Source organism: Embleya sp. L77 (genome assembly GCF_055557415.1).
Genome location: NZ_CM145710.1, coordinates 1,260,956 through 1,279,363, shown reverse-complemented (window position 1 = coordinate 1,279,363; position 18,408 = coordinate 1,260,956). Strand labels below are relative to the sequence as shown.

2 protein-coding genes and 1 pseudogene are annotated in these 18,408 nt (G+C 70.6%); all 3 read left to right on the top strand.

All coding sequences use genetic code 11. The features are described 5' to 3' along the window. Positions 1-84: 84 nt before the first annotated feature. Complete coding sequence (locus ACZOOI_RS35565) at positions 85-12,066, top strand: SDR family NAD(P)-dependent oxidoreductase (RefSeq protein ID WP_465283689.1); 11,982 nt, start codon at positions 85-87, stop codon at positions 12,064-12,066. Positions 12,067-12,193: 127 nt separating this feature from the next. Continuing rightward, a pseudogene (locus ACZOOI_RS35560) lies at positions 12,194-17,050 on the top strand (type I polyketide synthase); the annotation flags it as partial. Positions 17,051-17,729: 679 nt separating this feature from the next. Beyond that, on the top strand, positions 17,730-18,395 hold the full coding sequence (locus ACZOOI_RS35555; RefSeq protein WP_465283688.1) for an acyl-CoA-like ligand-binding transcription factor: 666 nt from the start codon (positions 17,730-17,732) through the stop codon (positions 18,393-18,395). Positions 18,396-18,408 lie beyond the last annotated feature (13 nt).

The following is an 18,408-nucleotide window of genomic DNA, read 5'->3' as shown; positions in this document are numbered from 1 at the left end:
CTCCCGCGGCCACGACTCGTGGCGCGCACCCGCATCAACCGGACCCAGAGGTCCGGGATTTCCGGAAAGGCTGGACTGATTTCGATGGCCGACGAGCAGCAGAAGACCGTTGAGTACCTTCGGCGCGTGACGGCGGATCTGCACAAGACGCGTCGCCGGCTGAACGAGGTCGAGGCCGGCCTGCTGGAGCCGATCGCGGTGGTGGGCATCGCCTGCCGTTTCCCCGGTGGCGTGCGCTCGCCCGAAGACCTGTGGGACCTGGTCGCCGAGGGCGTGGACGCGACCTCGGAGTTCCCGTCGGACCGCGGGTGGCCGGAGGACCTGTACGACCCCGACCCGGAACGCTCCGGCAAGTCCTACGTGCGACGTGGCGCGTTCCTGGACGATGTGGCGGGTTTCGACGCGGAGTTCTTCGGGATCTCGCCGCGTGAGGCGTTGGCGATGGATCCGCAGCAGCGGTTGTTGCTGGAGGTGTCCTGGGAGGTGCTGGAGCGGGCCGGGCTGAACCCGTCGGGGCTGCGCGGGAGTCGGACCGGTGTGTTCGTCGGCGCCTCGACCTCCGCCTACGTCCCGGACCTGGATCACGTGCCGGCAGCCGTCGAGGGCTACACGATGACCGGCAACCTCGCGAGTGTGTTGTCGGGTCGGGTGTCGTACTCGTTCGGCTTCGAGGGTCCGGCGGTGTCGGTGGACACCGCGTGCTCGTCGTCCCTGGTGGCATTGCATCTCGCGGTCCAGTCGTTGCGGCAGAACGAGTGCACCCTCGCGCTCGCCGGCGGCGTCGCGACCCTGGCCAGCCCCACCCCCTTCATCGAGTTCTCCCGCCAGCGCGGCCTTGCCCCGGACGGTCGCTGCAAGCCGTTCGCCGACGGCGCGGACGGCACCGCGTGGGGCGAAGGTGTCGGCGTGCTGGCCCTGGAGCGACTTTCGGATGCGCGCCGGTTGGGCCATCGGGTCCTGGGTGTGGTGCGGGGTTCGGCGATCAATCAGGACGGTGCGAGCAGTGGGTTGACGGCGCCGAACGGCCCCTCGCAGCAGCGGGTGATCCGGGCCGCGTTGGCCAACGCCGGTCTGGGTGTGGGTGATGTGGACGCGGTGGAGGCGCACGGTACGGGTACGAAGCTGGGCGACCCGATCGAGGCCCAGGCGTTGCTGGCCACCTACGGACAGGACCGTGCGCCGGAACGCCCGGTGTGGCTGGGCTCGTTGAAGTCGAACCTGGGCCACACGCAGAGTGCGGCGGGCGTCGCCGGTGTGATCAAGATGCTGATGGCGTTGCGGCGGGAGGAGTTGCCGCGCACGCTGCACGTGGAGCAGCCGTCGCGCTTCGTGGACTGGGATGCGGGTGCGGTGTCGTTGTTGACCGAGGCGGTGTCCTGGCCTCGGGGCGAGCAGGCGCGGCGCGCGGCGGTGTCCTCGTTCGGGGTGAGCGGCACCAACGCCCACGTGATCATCGAGGAGGCGCCCGCCCCGGAGGCGACGTCGACGGACGCCGATCCGGAACCGCAGGAGAACTCCGTCCCCGCGCTGTCGGGTTCGCCGACTCCCTGGTTGGTCTCCGGTGGCAGTGAGGCCGGTCTTCGCGCGCAGGCGGCGCGGCTGCGGGAGTTCGTCTCGGAGCAGGCGGACGCCGTGGACGCGGAAGCCGTGGGTCGGGCGTTGGCGGCTCGGGACGGGTTGCGGCATCGGTTGGCTGTGGTCGGTGGCGATCGGGATGAACTGTTGGCCGGGTTGGCTGCGTTCGCCGAGTCGGGTGTGTCTGCGGGTGGTGTGGTGGCGGGTGTCGCGGGTGAGGGTGTGAAGTCTGCGTTCCTGTTTTCGGGTCAGGGTGCGCAGCGGGCGGGGATGGGTCGGGAGTTGTATGCGGTGTCGCCGGTGTTCGCGGCGGCGTTGGACGAGATCTGCGGGCACTTGGACCCGTTGGTGGGGTCGTCGGTGCGCGAGGTGATGTTCGCCGACCAGGGCACCGAGCAGGCCGCGGAGCTGGACCGCACGGTGTTCACGCAGACGGCGTTGTTCGCGTTCGAGGTGGCCCTGTACCGCCTCGTGGAATCCTTCGGCCTCCGCCCCGACTTCGTCACCGGCCACTCCGTGGGCGAACTCGCCGCCGCACACGTGGCCGGGGTGTGGGACCTCAAGGACGCGTGCACACTCGTCGCCGCACGCGGCCGACTGATGCAGGCACTGCCCGAGGGCGGCGCCATGCTCGCCGTCCAGGCCCCGGCCGCCGACGTGCAGGCGACCCTGACCCCGCACGGCGAGCGCGTGAGCGTCGCCGCCGTCAACGGGCCGAGCGCCACCGTCGTCTCCGGTGACGAGGACGCGATCGCGGCGATCGAGGCGCACTGGCGCGAACAAGGCCGCAAGACACGCCGCCTGCGTGTCTCCCACGCCTTCCACTCCGCCCGCATGGACCCCATGCTCGACGACTTCCACACCGTCGCCGCCACCCTCACCGCACACGCCCCGGTCATCCCGCTGGTGTCCAACGTCACCGGCCTGCCCGCGACCCCGGACGAACTCGCCTCACCCGACCACTGGGTACGCCAGGTCCGCGGCCCCGTCCACTTCCACGACGGCATCACCCACCTCGCCCACCACAACGTCCGCGCATTCCTCGAAATCGGCCCCCGCGGCGTCCTCACCGCCATGACCGCCGACTCCCTCCCCACCGACCACGGACCCACCACCCTCATCCCCCTCACCCGACCCGACCGACCCGAACCCCGCGCCGTCCTCACCGCCCTCGCCCACGCCTGGACCACCGGCCTCGACATCACCTGGCCGAGTCCCGACGCCCCCGGCGCGCCGACCCTCGAACTCCCCACCTACGCCTTCGACCACACCCACTACTGGCTCGACCGCACCCCCACCACCACCGGCGACCCCACCCACCTGGGCCTGACACCCCTCGACCACCCCATCCTCAACGCAGCCCTCGACACCGCCGCCGACGGACCCACCATCCTCACCGGACGCCTGTCCACCACCACCCACCCCTGGCTCACCCACCACACCATCAACGACACCCCCCTCCTCCCCGGCACCGCCCACCTCGACCTCCTCATCCGCGCCGGCGACCACATCAACCACCCCCACATCCACGAACTCGTCATCCAAACCCCCCTCACCATCCCCACCCACCAACCCATCGAACTCCAAATCGTCATCGACCCCACCGACCACCACGGACACCGCACCACCACCATCTACTCCCGACCCCAGGCCCCCACCCGGACCGGCACGGTCTGGACCCGACACGCACAGGCCACCCTCACCACCGACCAGCCGGAACCCGGCGCCGACGATGCGGACTTCGCCCTGCTGCGCAGTTGGCCGCCGGCCGGTGCCACACCGATCCCGATCGACGACCTCTACGCCACACTCGCCGAACGCGGTTACACCTACGGACCCACCTTCCAAGGACTCAAAACCCTCTGGCGCGGGGCCGACAACGAGATCTACGCCGAAGCCGAACTCCCCGACACCACCACCGACAGCAACTCCGACAACACCGACAACCACACCCTCCACCCCGCCCTCCTCGACGCAGCACTGCACGCCCTCAACCACGATGCCGAGTTCGTCGGCGAGGGCATCCGGCTGCCGTTCTCCTGGAACGGGGCCTCCCTGTTCGCCACCGATGCCCGTACGTTGCGGGTGCTGTTGCGGGTCACCGGTGCGGACACCGTGCGGATCAGCGGCGTGGACCCGGCCGGGGAACCGGTGCTGCGGGTCGAGACGATGCGGGTCCGCGCGCTGGACACCGTCGCACTCGCGTCGTCCGCCGCCGGAGCGGACGAGTTGTTCGCGCTGGAGTGGATCCCGGCCGGCTCCGCGACTTCCGCCGCCCTGCCCGAGGTGGCGCTGCTCGGCTCGGATCCCTTTGCGATCCGAGCCGCCCTGACCGACCTTCCGGCACATGCGGACGTCCCGGCCCTGGTCACCGCGCTCGACGACGGGGCGGCGGTACCGGCGTACGGCGTGGTCTCCGCGGCCTCGACGGACGTGCGCGACATGGCCGACGCGGCCCGGGAGGTGGCCGCCGCCCTCCTGGCCACCGTGCGGGCCTGGCTGGCCGAACCCCGTCTGGAGACCTCCACGTTGGTCGTGGTCACCCGCGGCGCCGTCGCGGCGGCACGGGACGGGTATGCGGACGTCTCCGACCCGGCCGCCTCGGTGGCCTGGGGCCTGATTCGCACCGCGCAGAGCGAACACCCCGACCGCTTCGTGCTCCTCGACCTCGACCCGGCCGCCGAGGTACCGGACCTGACCATGCTCCTGGTCGAGGCCGTTGCCACAAGCGAACCGCAAATCGCGGTCCGGAACGGTGAGTTGCTGACCCCGCGTCTGGTGTCCGCAGAACCGGCCGCCGAGACCGACGGGCTGCCGGTCCTGGACCGGTCCGGCAGCGTGCTCGTGACCGGCGCCGGCTCCGCGCAGGGTCGCCTGCTGGCGCGTCACCTCGTCGCGGAGCACGGTGTTCGGCATCTCGTGCTGGCCGGCCGCCAGGGCCCGGACCGGCCCGACGCGAGCGCGCTGCGCGACGAACTCACCGAACTGGGCGCCGACGTGACGATCGTCGGCTGCGATGTCACCGATCGGGCGGCCGTTGCCGAGCTCCTGGCCGGGATCCCGGACGCCCACCCGCTCACGGCGGTGATTCACGCGGCCGGCGTGCAGGCCGGCGGAGTCCTGGCGTCGCTGACCGACGAACAGCTCGACGAGGCGCTCGCGGCCCGTACGTCCGGTGCCGCCCATCTGCACGAACTCACGCAGGACCTGGACCTGTCCGCGTTCATCCTCTTCTCGTCGGCGGCCGGCGTCGTCGGTGGCACCGGCTACGCCGGGTTGGCCGCCGCGAGCACCTTCCTGGACGCGCTGGCCCACCGCCGCCGGAGCCGTGGCCTGCCTGCCGTGTCCGTGGCGTGGGGTGTGTGGGAATCGGTGGACGCGGCCGGCGGCGAGCCCGCCAGGGCCTCGCGCGAGGGCGCGGTGCCGCTCTCCGCCCGGGAGGGGCTCGCGCTGTTCGACACCGTCCTGACGGTGGCTGATCCGGTGGTTGTCGCCACCCGGATCGACCCGGCCGTACTGCGCGAGCGGGCCATGGCCGGCGTGCTCTCCTCGGTGTGGCGCGGTCTGATCCGCACGCCGAAGCGCCGCGTGGCGGCGTCCATCGGAGCCGGCCTCTCGTTGGCTCGGCGGCTGATCGTGCTGCCCGGGGACGAGCGCGCCCGGGTCGTCCTGGAATTGGTCCGGGCACAGGTCGCCTCGGTGCTCGGCCACGACGTACCCGCCCGGGTGGACGAGACCCGCGGATTCATGGACATCGGGCTCGACTCGCTGACCGCGGTCGAACTGCGCAACCGCCTGTCCGCGGCCACCGGGCTGCAACTGCCCACGACCCTGGTCTTCGACTACCCCACCCCGGCCGATCTGGCCCGGTTCGTGGAGGCCGAACTCCTGGGCGCCGAGGCCGAGTCGGGCGACGCGGTGCGGCAACGCGCGAGCGTCACCACGGACGAGCCGATCGCGGTGGTGGGCATGGCCTGCCGTTTCCCGGGTGGCGTGCGGTCGCCCGAGGACCTGTGGGATCTGGTGGCCGAGGGCGTGGACGCGACCTCGGAGTTCCCGTCGGACCGCGGTTGGCCGGAGGACCTGTACGACCCCGACCCGGAGCGCCCGGGCAAGTCGTACACGCGACGTGGTGGCTTCCTGGACGATGTGGCGGGTTTCGACGCGGAGTTCTTCGGGATCTCGCCGCGTGAGGCGCTGGCGATGGACCCGCAGCAGCGACTGCTGCTGGAGGTCTCCTGGGAGGCCATGGAGCGTGCCGGCCTCGATCCGGCCGCGCTGCACGGCAGCCAGGCCGGCGTGTTCGTCGGTGCCGGCGGGTCCTCGTATGTGTGCGACATGGACCAGGTGCCGGAACACCTCGAGGGATACGCGTTCACCGGTAATACGTCGAGTGTGTTGTCGGGTCGGGTGTCGTATTCGTTCGGTTTCGAGGGTCCGGCGGTGACGGTGGACACGGCGTGTTCGTCGTCGTTGGTGGCGTTGCATCTGGCGGTTGCGTCGTTGCGGCGGGGTGAGTGTGGGTTGGCGTTGGCCGGTGGTGTGACGGTGTTGGCGGGTCCGGGTGGGTTCACGGAGTTCTCGCGGCAGCGGGCGTTGTCGCCGGAGGGTCGGTGCAAGGCGTTCTCGGCGGATGCGGATGGTACGGCGTGGGCCGAGGGTGTGGGCATGTTGGCTCTGGAGCGGCTTTCGGATGCGCGTCGGTTGGGGCATCGGGTCCTGGGTGTGGTGCGGGGTTCGGCGATCAATCAGGACGGTGCGAGCAGTGGGTTGACGGCGCCGAACGGTCCCTCGCAGCAGCGGGTGATCCGGGCGGCGTTGGCGGATGCGGGTCTGGGTGTGGGTGATGTGGACGCGGTGGAGGCGCACGGTACGGGTACGAAGTTGGGTGATCCGATCGAGGCGCAGGCGTTGTTGGCGACGTATGGGCGTGGTCGTGATGCGGATCGGCCGGTGTGGTTGGGGTCGTTGAAGTCGAACATCGGGCATTCGGTGGCGGCTGCGGGTGTCGGTGGTGTGATCAAGATGGTGATGGCGTTGCGGCGGGAGGAGTTGCCGCGCACGTTGCATGCGGAGCAGCCGTCGCCGTTCGTGGACTGGGATGCGGGCGCGGTGTCGTTGTTGACCGAGGCGGTGTCCTGGCCCCGGGGCGAGGGCGTGCGGCGGGCGGGTGTGTCCTCGTTCGGCGCCAGCGGCACCAACGCCCACGTGATCATCGAGGAAGCCCCCGCGGACGAACCCGCCCTCGTCGCACCGGTGTCGAAGACGCCCGCGGCAGTGGAGTCCGCGGAACCGGTGGTGCCCTGGGTGGTCTCCGGCGGCAGCGCGGGCGGGCTTCGCGCACAGACGGAACGACTGCGCGAGTTCGCCGAGTCGCAGGGCGACGCGCTCGATGTCGCCGCAATGGGACGGGCGTTGGCCGCGCGTGGCGGGCTGCCGCATCGTTTGGCGGTGGTCGGTTCCGGGCGTGCGGAGTTGCTGTCCGGCTTGGCGGCGGGTGCGGACTCCCCGGGTGTGGTGTCGGGTGTGGTGGGGGGTGGTGTGCGTCGGGTGGTGTTTGTGTTTCCGGGTCAGGGTTGGCAGTGGTTGGGGATGGGGGTGGAGTTGTTGGGGTCGTCGCGGGTGTTCGCGGCGGTGGTGGGTGAGTGTTCGGCGGTGGTGGAGGAGTTGGTGGGTTGGTCGGTGGTGGATGTGTTGCGGGGGGTGGTGGGTGCTCCGTCGTTGGAGCGGGTGGATGTGGTTCAGCCGGTGATGTTTTCGGTGATGGTGGGTTTGGCGCGGTTGTGGGAGTCGGTGGGGGTGGTGCCGGGGGCTGTGGTGGGTCATTCGCAGGGGGAGATTGCTGCGGCGTGTGTGGCGGGTGTGTTGTCGGTGCGGGATGCGGTGCGGGTGGTGGTGGGGCGTTCGGGGGCGTTGGTGGGGTTGTCGGGTGGTGGGGCGATGGTGTCGGTGGGTGTGGGTGTGGGTGTGGTGGAGGGGTGGTTGTCGCGGTGGGAGGGGCGGTTGTGGGTGGCGGCGGTGAATGGTCCGTCGTCGGTGGTGGTTGCGGGGGATGTGGGGGCTGCGGGGGAGTTGGTGGAGTGGTGTGGGGGTGTGGGGGTTCGGGTGCGGCGGATTGCGGTGGATTATGCGTCGCATACGCCGTTGGTGGAGGTGATCGGGGATCGGGTGTCGGGTGCGTTGGAGGGGGTGGTTGCGGGTGTGGGTTCGGTGCCGGTGTATTCGACGGTGACCGGTGGTGTGGTGGAGGGGTCGGTGATGGATGGGGGGTATTGGTGGGGGAATCTGCGGTCGCGGGTGCGGTTCGAGGATGCGACGCGGGCGTTGTTGGGTGACGGGTTCGATGTGTTCGTGGAGTGCAGTGGTCATCCGGTGTTGACGGTGGGGATCGGGGAGACGGTGGAGGCGGTCGCGGAGGAGGCCGCGGCCGGCACCGGGGCCGGGGTCGGTGTGGGGTCCGGGTCCGGTGTGGGGTCCGGGTCCGGTGTGGGTTCGGGTGGGGTGTTGGTGACGGGGACGTTGCGTCGGGACGAGGGTGGGTTGCGTCGGTTCGTGACGGGTGCGGCGCAGGTGTGGGCGGCGGGTGTGGGTGTGGACTGGCCCAAGTTGCTGCCGCACACCGACACACCACCCACCGAACTCCCGACCTACGCCTTCGACCACACTCGCTACTGGCTGGACCGCGGCAAGCGTGGCGGCGGAGACCTGACCGAGGTCGGTCTGGCCGGTGTGGAACACGGCCTGGTGGCCGCCTCGGTGGAGATGGCCGCGTCCGGTTCGGTGATGCTGTCCGGGCGGCTGTCGCAGGCGACCCATCCCTGGTTGGCCGATCACGCCGTGTCCGGCACCGCGCTGCTGCCCGGTACCGCGTTCGTGGACCTGGTCATCCGTGCGGGCGACCAGGTCGGCTGCGGCAAACTTCAGGAACTCGTGGTGCAGGCCCCGCTGGTCGTCCCGCCGACGGGCGCGGTGGAGCTCCAGGTCGTCGTCGATGCCCAGGACGATGACGGCCGGTGCTCCGTGAGCGTGTACTCCCGCGCGCAGAGCGGCGTCGGGACCGGCGCGATGTGGACCCGGCACGCGCAGGCCACCGTGGTCGCGCGGGACGCCACGACGCGCGGCGGGGACGCCGACTTCGCGGCGCTGCGCACCTGGCCGCCGGTGGGTGCGACGCAGGTTGCCGTCTCGGATGCGTACGAGGTGCTGGCCGGGCGCGGCTACGGATACGGGCCCGCCTTCCAGGGCCTGAAGTCGGTCTGGCGCGGCGTCGACGGCGAGATCTACGCCGAGGCGTCGCTGCCGGAGCCGGCCGCCGAGGACGCGGGCCGGTTCGGGCTCCACCCGGCCCTGCTCGACGCGGCCCTGCACGCCCAGCAGTTCCGCGGCGGGTTCGCCGTGGAGGGCGTGTGGTTGCCGTTCTCCTGGAACGACGTCTCCCTGTTCGCCACAGGTGCCGGCACGCTGCGGGTGCTGCTGCGCAGTACCGGTGCGGACACCGTGCGGATCACCGCCGTGGATCCGGCCGGCGAGCCGGTGATGCTGGTCGAGTCGATGCGGATGCGTCGGGCCGATCCCACCCAACTGGCCGCCCCGGTGGCCGGGTTGGACGGACTTTTCACGATCGACTGGTTCCCTGCGTCCGTGGTGGATGGGGTGGGGTTGTCGTCGGTGGTGGTGGTGGGTGCGGATCCGTGGGGTGTGGGTGGGTCGGTGCCGGGGGCATCGGTGTGTGGTGATGTGGGGGTGTTGGTGGCGGGGTTGGATGCGGGTGGTGCGGTTCCGTCGGTGGGTGTGGTGTCGGTGGTGTCGGACGATGTGGGGGAGGTTTCGGCGGGGGCGGCGCATGCTGTGGCGGAGTCGTTGTTGGCGACGGTGCAGGGGTGGTTGGCGGAGCCGCGGTTGGAGTCGAGCAGGTTGGTGGTGCTCACGCGGGGTGCGGTGGCCACGGGTCGGGGTGGTTCGGCGGATGTGACGGATGCGGCGGCGTCGGTGGCGTGGGGGTTGGTGCGTACGGCGCAGAGCGAGCATCCGGATCGTTTCGTGGTGGTGGATGTGGATCCGGTGTCGGGGGTGTCGGATCCGGCGGCTTTGTTGTCGCGGGTGGTGGCGATGGGGGAGCCGCAACTGGCGGATCGTGAGGGTGTGTTGTGGGCTCCGCGGGTGGTGCGGGGTGCGGATCGGGGGCAGATCCCGGCGGTGGGCGGGTTCGGTGCGGGTGACACCTGGCGGGTGGACGCGCTGGGCGGCGGCACCCTGGACGACGTCGGCCGTACCGACAACCCCCGCGCCACCCGAGCTCTGGAACCCGGCGAAGTCCGCATCCGAGTCCACGCCTCGGGGCTCAACTTCATGGACGTGGCCGGGGCCTTGGGCCTGGCGGTCTTCGAGGACGGACTGGGGGCCGAAGGCGCGGGCGTGGTCGTGGAGATCGGGCCCGGCGTCGAGCGATTCGCGCCCGGGGACCGGGTGTTCGGCGGTTTCCCGTCGACCTTCGCACCTTTGAGCATCGCCGACGAACGCATGCTGATCGGCATGCCCGACGACTGGTCGTTCGAGCAGGGCGCGTCCATACCGGCGGCGTTCCTGACGGCGTTCTACGGGTTGCGGGAGCTGGCCGGCCTACAAGCCGGCGAACGCGTCCTCATCCACGCCGCCACCGGCGGCGTCGGCATGGCCGCCATCCAACTCGCCCGCCACTGGGGCGCCGAAATCTACGCCACCGCAAGCCCCACCAAATGGCCCACCCTCCGAGCCCTGGGCATCGACGACGACCACATCGCCAACTCCCGCACCCTCGACTTCGCCCACAAATTCCGCACCACCACCAACGGACACGGCATCGACGTCGTCCTCGGCTCCCTCGCCGGCCAACCCGTCGACACCTCCCTCGACCTCCTCGCCCCCGGCGGCCGCTACATCGAAATGGGCAAAACCGACATCCGTGACCCCCAAGACATCGCCACCACCCACCCCCACACCACCTACCGAGCCTTCGACCTCAAAGACGCCGGACCCACCCTCACCACCACCATGCTCACCACCCTCCTCGACCTCTTCCACCACCACACCCTCACCCCCCTCCCCACCACCACCTGGAACCTCGCCGACCTCCGCCACGCCCTCCGCCACATGAGCCAAGGCAAACACACCGGCAAAAACATCATCCGCATCCCCACCCCCATCAACCCCCACGGCACCATCCTCATCACCGGCGGCACCGGAACCCTCGGCACCCTCCTCGCCACCCACCTCGCCACCCACCACCCCACCACCCACCTCCACCTCCTCAGCCGCCAAGGCCCCCAAGCCCCCAACGCCACCACACTCCACCAAAACCTCACCCGACTCGGCACCACCGTCACCATCACCGCATGCGACGCGGCCGACAAGAAGGCCCTGGCCCGGGTGATCGAGGAGATCCCCGCCGAGCACCCGCTGACCGCGGTGATCCACACCACCGGCGCGCTCGACGACTCGACGTTGACGGCCCTGACCCCCAAGCAGTTGCACACCGTGTTGGCCTCGAAGGTGGACTCCGCCGTCAACCTGCACGAGTTGACCAAGGACCTCGATCTGGGCGCGTTCGTGCTCTTCTCCTCGGTGGCGGGCCTGTTCGGCAGCCCCGGCCAGGCGAACTACAGCGCGGCCAACGCGTTCCTGGACGCACTCGCCGCCCACCGCCACGCCCGAGGACTCCCCGCCACCAGCCTCGCCTGGGGACTGTGGGCCCAGGCCAGCGGAATGACCGGCCACCTCGGCGAGCAGGACCTCGCCCGGATGTCCCGCAGCGTCATCGTGCCGTTGCGATCGGAGCAGGGTCTGGAGATCTTCGACGCGCACAACCAGTTCGACCGGCCGCTCCACGTGGCGTCCGTGCTCAATCTCGAACACATTCCGGACCACCCCATCTGGTCCCGGCTCAGCAGCGTCCGGCCGACCGCGACGACCCGGGAGCAGGGCCCCGCACTGGCCGAGCAACTCGCCGGCCTCACCCCCACCGAAGCCCACCAACACGTCCTCACCCTCGTCCGCCGACAAATGGCCGTCATCCTCACCCTCGACAACCCCGACACCATCGAACCCGGCCGCGGATTCCTCGACCAGGGACTCGACTCCCTCACCGCCGTCGAACTCCGCAACCGCCTGTTCACCGCCACCGGCATCCGCCTCCCCGCCACCACCGTCTTCGACCACCCCACCCCCACCGCACTCACCCGCTACCTCACCGACCAACTCACCCCCGACACCACCCACACCACCGCACAGGCGGAGGACAACGAAGCGGGGGAGGCGGAGATTCGCCGAGCCCTTGCCCGGATTCCGCTGGCACAGCTTCGGGAGGCCGGGCTGATGAAGTCGCTGCTGGAGCTCATGGGGTCGGCCGACGGATCGCAGGGCGGGCCGGACGTGCACGCCGAAGACGCGGAGGACTCCATCGATGCGATGGATGTCGAGGACCTTGTCCAGTTCGCCCTCGGCGACGAATCCTGAACCGACTCTGAAAGCTGGTTTCATCATGGCTGCGTCGAATGACGACGTTGTTCGGGCACTGCGCGCTTCGCTGAAGGAACGCGACCGGTTGCAGCGGGAGAACCTCCGGTTGACCGAGGCCGCCCGCGAACCGATCGCGGTGGTGGGCATGGCGTGTCGCTATCCGGGTGGCGTGCGCTCACCCGAGGACCTGTGGGACGTGGTCGCCGAGGGAGTGGACGCGACATCCGAGCTACCCGTGGATCGTGGCTGGCCCGCGGATCTGTACGACCCGGATCCGGAACGCTCGGGCAAGTCCTACGTGCGGCGTGGCGGCTTCATGGACGATGTGGCGGGTTTCGACGCGGAGTTCTTCGGGATCTCGCCGCGTGAGGCGTTGGCGATGGATCCGCAGCAGCGACTGCTGTTGGAGGTCTGCTGGGAGGTCATGGAACGCGCGGGACTGAACCCGAGCACTCTGCGCGGGAGTTCGGCGGGCGTCTTCGTCGGGGCCGGTACCTCGGCCTACGTCCCCAACCTGGACCGGGTACCGGAAAGCGTGGAAGGCCATGCCTTCACCGGTAATACGTCGAGTGTGTTGTCGGGTCGGGTGTCGTATTCGTTCGGTTTCGAGGGTCCGGCGGTGACGGTGGACACGGCGTGTTCGTCGTCGTTGGTGGCGTTGCATCTGGCGGTTGCGTCGTTGCGGCGGGGTGAGTGTGGGTTGGCGTTGGCCGGTGGTGTGACGGTGTTGGCGGGTCCGGGTGGGTTCACGGAGTTCTCGCGGCAGCGGGCGTTGTCGCCGGAGGGTCGGTGCAAGGCGTTCTCGGCGGATGCGGATGGTACGGCGTGGGCCGAGGGTGTGGGCATGTTGGCTCTGGAGCGGCTTTCGGATGCGCGTCGGTTGGGGCATCGGGTCCTGGGTGTGGTGCGGGGTTCGGCGATCAATCAGGACGGTGCGAGCAGTGGGTTGACGGCGCCGAACGGTCCCTCGCAGCAGCGGGTGATCCGGGCGGCGTTGGCGGATGCGGGTCTGGGTGTGGGTGATGTGGACGCGGTGGAGGCGCACGGTACGGGTACGAAGTTGGGTGATCCGATCGAGGCGCAGGCGTTGTTGGCGACGTATGGGCGTGGTCGTGATGCGGATCGGCCGGTGTGGTTGGGGTCGTTGAAGTCGAACATCGGGCATTCGGTGGCGGCTGCGGGTGTCGGTGGTGTGATCAAGATGGTGATGGCGTTGCGGCGGGAGGAGTTGCCGCGCACGTTGCATGCGGAGCAGCCGTCGCCGTTCGTGGACTGGGACGCGGGCGCGGTGTCGTTGTTGACCGAGGCGGTGTCCTGGCCCCGGGGCGAGGGCGTGCGGCGGGCGGGTGTGTCCTCGTTCGGCGCCAGCGGCACCAACGCCCACGTGATCATCGAGGAAGCCCCCGTCGAGCAGGCCGAGTCCGAGCCGGATGCCGGCGACCGACCGCAGGAGCCGTTGACATCGGCCGGCGGCCTGGTGCCGTGGGTGATCTCCGGCGGCAGCGCCGGCGGACTTCGGGCCCAGGCGAAACGACTGCACGAGTTCGCCGAGTCGCCCGGCGCCGACATCGACATCGAGTCCCTGGGTCGGGCGTTGGCGGCTCGGGACGGGTTGCGGCATCGGTTGGCTGTGGTCGGTGGCGATCGGGATGAACTGTTGGCCGGGTTGGCTGCGTTCGCCGAGTCGGGTGTGCCTGCGGGTGGTGTGGTGGCGGGTGTCGCGGGTGAGGGTGTGAAGTCTGCGTTCCTGTTTTCGGGTCAGGGTGCGCAGCGGGCGGGGATGGGTCGGGAGTTGTATGCGGTGTCGCCGGTGTTCGCGGCGGCGTTGGACGAGATCTGCGGGCATCTGGACCCGTTGGTGGGGTCGTCGGTGCGCGAGGTGATGTTCGCCGACCAGGGCACCGAGCAGGCCGCGGAGCTGGACCGCACGGTGTTCACGCAGACGGCGTTGTTCGCGTTCGAGGTGGCCCTGTACCGCCTCGTGGAATCCTTCGGCCTCCGCCCCGACTTCGTCACCGGCCACTCCGTGGGCGAACTCGCCGCCGCACACGTGGCCGGGGTGTGGGACCTCAAGGACGCGTGCACACTCGTCGCCGCGCGCGGCCGACTGATGCAGGCGCTGCCCGAGGGCGGCGCCATGCTCGCCGTCCAGGCCCCGGTGACGGACGTCGAGACGACCCTGACCCCGCACGGCGAGCGGGTGAGCGTCGCCGCCGTCAACGGGCCGAGCGCCACCGTCGTCTCCGGTGACGAGGACGCGATCGCGGCGATCGAGGCGCACTGGCGCGAACAAGGCCGCAAGACACGCCGCCTGCGTGTCTCCCACGCCTTCCACTCCGCCCGCATGGACCCCATGCTCGACGACTTCCACACCGTCGCCGCCACCCTCACCGCACACGCCCCGGTCATCCCGCTGGTGTCCAACGTCACCGGCCTGCCCGCGACCCCGGACGAACTCGCCTCACCCGACCACTGGGTACGCCAGGTCCGCGGCCCCGTCCACTTCCACGACGGCATCACCCACCTCGCCCACCACAACGTCCGCGCATTCCTCGAAATCGGCCCCCGCGGCGTCCTCACCGCCATGACCGCCGACTCCCTCCCCACCGACCACGGACCCACCGCCCTCATCCCCCTCACCCGACCCGACCGACCCGAACCCCGCGCCCTCCTCACCGCCCTCGCCCACGCCTGGACCACCGGCCTCGACATCACCTGGCCGAGTCCCGACGCCCCCGCCCCCGGCACCCCGACCCTCGAACTCCCCACCTACGCCTTCGACCACACCCACTACTGGCTCGACCGCGACACTCCCGCCGAGATCGATCCGGAGGAGCGGCGCTTCTGGGACGCCGTCGAGCGCCTCGACGCTCCCGGTGTAGCGGACCTGGTGGGGATGGCGGGCGAGCAGGCCCGGTCGTCGCTGGAAACGGTGGTGCCGAACCTGGCCGCGTGGCGGCAACAGCACCAGGGGGACGCGGCGTTCGACTCCTGGCGCTACCGCATCGACTGGAAGCCGCTCGCGGAGGTCGACGCGCCGCTGTTGTCCGGGACCTGGCTGGTGGTCGCGGCCATGGGCAGCGCCGACGAGGCTCCGGCAGTCGACTGTGTCCGGGTGCTGGAGGAGTACGGCGTCGATGTCCGGCTGCTGGAGGTGGACGCCGGCGAGGTGGGCCGGGACGCGCTGGCCGATGCGCTGCGCGTGGTGACCGAGGATGCCGACGTCGAGGGTGTGTTGTCGCTGCTCGGACTGTGCCAGACAGCCCATGCGCGGTATCCCGCCGTCCCGGCCGGCGCGGCGGCCACCGTGGCGCTGGTCCAGGCGCTCGCCGACGCCAAGATCGACGCCAGGTTGTGGTCGGCCACCCGCGGTGCGGTCGCCGCCGTACCGGGTGAGCTGTTGACCAACCCGGTGCAGGCGCACATCTGGGGCCTCGGGCGGGTTGCCGGCCTGGAGAACCCCGAGGGCTGGGGAGGTCTGATCGACCTGCCCGCCACCGTCGACGCGGCCACCGCCCCGTACCTGTGCGCCGCGCTTGCGGGCATCGGCGACGAGGATCAACTCGCGGTGCGCGAGACCGGGGTGCTGGTCCGCCGACTCGTGCGGGCGCCCCGACCCGCGACTTTGCCGAGCACTCGTTGGCAACCCACCGGAACGTCCCTGATCACCGGCGGCACCGGTGCGCTGGGCGGTCATGTGGCCCGCTGGCTGGCCCGGAACGGTGCCCCGCACATCCTGCTGCTCAGTCGCAGCGGCCCCGACGCGCCCGGCGCGGACGAACTGCGGCAGGAACTGGTCGAGTCGGGCGCGGGAGCCGTCACCATCGCCGGCTGTGATGCGGCGGACCGGACGGCCCTCGCCGCGGTCCTCGCCGAGATTCCGGCGGATCGGCCGCTCACCGCCGTCTTTCATGCGGCCGGTCTGGTCGGCGAGGCCGAGCAGTTGGCGGACCTGGACCTGGCGGACGTATCCGAACTGCTGGCCGCGAAGGCGGGCGGCGCCACGCATCTGCACGAACTGCTTCGGGAGGCGCCGCCGGAGGTGTTCGTGCTGTTCTCCTCGGGTGCCGGAGTCTGGGGCAGTGCCGGGCAGTCGGGGTACGCGGCGGCCAACGCGTACCTGGATGCGCTCGCCGAGCATCGTCGGGCGGGGGGTTTCCCGGCCACGGCGGTGGCGTGGGGAGCCTGGGCCGGGGCGGGCATGGCGAAGGATGCCGAGTATGTGGCGTGGTTGAACAAGACCGGGATGCGGACCATCGCACCGGGTCGGGCGATCGCGGCGCTGCATGCGGCGGTTGACCTGGACGAGACCTTCGTCGCCGTGTCCGACATGGACTGGCAGCGCTTCGCGGAGGTGTTCAACGCCGCCCGCCCGAGGCCGCTGCTGCGGGATCTGGGCCCGGCGGCCGACGACGTGAAGGCGGCGGGCGAACCGGCCGCCGGGCCCGGGCCGTTGGCCGAGCGGCTTCGATCGGTGCCTGCCGCGCAGCGGCGTTCCGCGCTCCTGGAGGCGCTCGGCGGTGAAGTGGCCGCGGTGCTGGGCCATTCGGGCACGATGGAACTCGACCCCGAGCTGTCCTTCCTGAAGTCGGGCCTGGACTCGCTCACCGGGATCGAGCTCAAGTCGCGCCTGGCGACGGCGATGGGCCTGGAGCTGTCCGGCACGTTGATCTACGACCACCCGACCCCGGCGGAACTCGCCGATCATCTCCTCGAACGTCTCGCCGCCGGGACGGACGGCGACCCGGCGGTCGTCGTGCTCGACGAGATCCGGGGGCTGGAACGCGCGTTGGCGGCGGTTCCCGACGACGAGAGTGTTCGGGACGAGATCACCGGGCGGCTGGAAACGTTGTTGTGGACCTGGCAGCAGGCGACACAGGGGCGGCCGGAGGGCGAGTCGGAGGAGACCGAGGCGGATCTGGACGCGGCCACCGACGACGAGATCTTCGACCTGCTGGATCGGGAGCTGGGCGCGAGCTGAGCCCGATCGTGCTCCCGAGTGGCGCAACCGGCGGACGCCGGTTGCGCCGAGCGATCCGACCGGCGGCCGCGCTCGGCGCGGCCGCCTCGCCGTTCCGGACACTTTCGCGGACCGCCCGCCCCGGCCACGGCCTCGCCCGGCGGTCCCCGCCGCCGGCGGGGCGGATGTCCGTTCGTCGGATGTGGGCGGCCGGTCCGCCGCGGGCGGCCGGGTGCGGTTCGCGCCCGCGACGCGCGGCGGCGTGACGGTGGGCTCGATCGACGGGTATCGTCGCGACCCCACCCCTCGAACGCGGGCCGTCGGCCCGGGGGTTGGTCGGATGCTCCGCGATCGGGCTCGGGATGCGCCCGATCCGACGGGGTGCCCGGGGTGCCACGCAGGATGCACGGTACGTGAACGCCGGAATCTCGGTGCGTAGCGGGGAGATGTGATCCACCGTCAGGTCGGACCGGAGTACCATCGAGGCTCGAATTGTGCTTCTGACCTGCGATGATGCCCGGCGCCCGGAATATCGGGAGACACGCCATCATGCGATGTCGATTTCTTTTGGTAGTCTACTATCAATTGGCCCTGGATTGGCCCCCGTGTGCAGTCGGGCGACCGTAGGCGGTGTTCACGCGTTCGGGGGTCGAGACCCCCGGGTGAGAACTTGGATCAGCGAGACTCGGAGAACCCCGATATGAGCCCTGCGAAGGTGAACCCTCGATCCACGCCGAAGCAGGGCGAGCCGCTTGCCGGCCTGCGTGAGCGCAAGAAGGCCAAGACGCGTGCCGCGATCCAGCAGCAGGCTCTGCGACTGTTTCGGGACCAGGGCTACGACGCCACCACGATGGAGCAGATCGCGGAGGCGGCCGAGGTGTCCACGAGCACGGTCTTTCGGTACTTCTCCACCAAGGAGGAGCTGGTCGTCTCGGACGAGCAGGAGGCATTCTTCATCCAGGCATGGCGCGCCCAACCCGACGATCTGCCGTTGGTGCGGGCCCTGCGCCTCGCGATTCGGGACACCCTCCAGGGTCTGTCGCCGAGTGAACTCGGTGCACAGCGGGACCGGGACGTGCTGATGTTCACCGTGCCCGAACTGTGGGCCGCCAGCCTGGGGAACGTGGCCCAGGCGACGCAGACCATCACCGAACTCGTGGCCGAACGTTCGGGCCGCGCTCCCGACGACACCGCGGTCCGTGCGCTCAGCGGAACCGTCTTCGGCATCATCATGGACGCGATGTTGCGCTGGGCACAGGACCCCAGCCGGGACATCGCGGCGGAACTCGACCGGGTGCTGGCCTTTCTGGACAACGACCGGTTCAACCATCTGATGGCGGAGGGCCCGAGCGAAGGCTGCTCATGACCCGGCCGCCGGC

Bases quoted from the DNA above. Each gene is read 5' to 3' on its own strand.
- ACZOOI_RS35565 (WP_465283689.1), top strand. From the start codon at position 85: ATGGCCGACGAGCAGCAGAAGACCGTTGAGTACCTTCGGCGCGTGACG.
- ACZOOI_RS35555 (WP_465283688.1), top strand. From the start codon at position 17,730: ATGAGCCCTGCGAAGGTGAACCCTCGATCCACGCCGAAGCAGGGCGAG.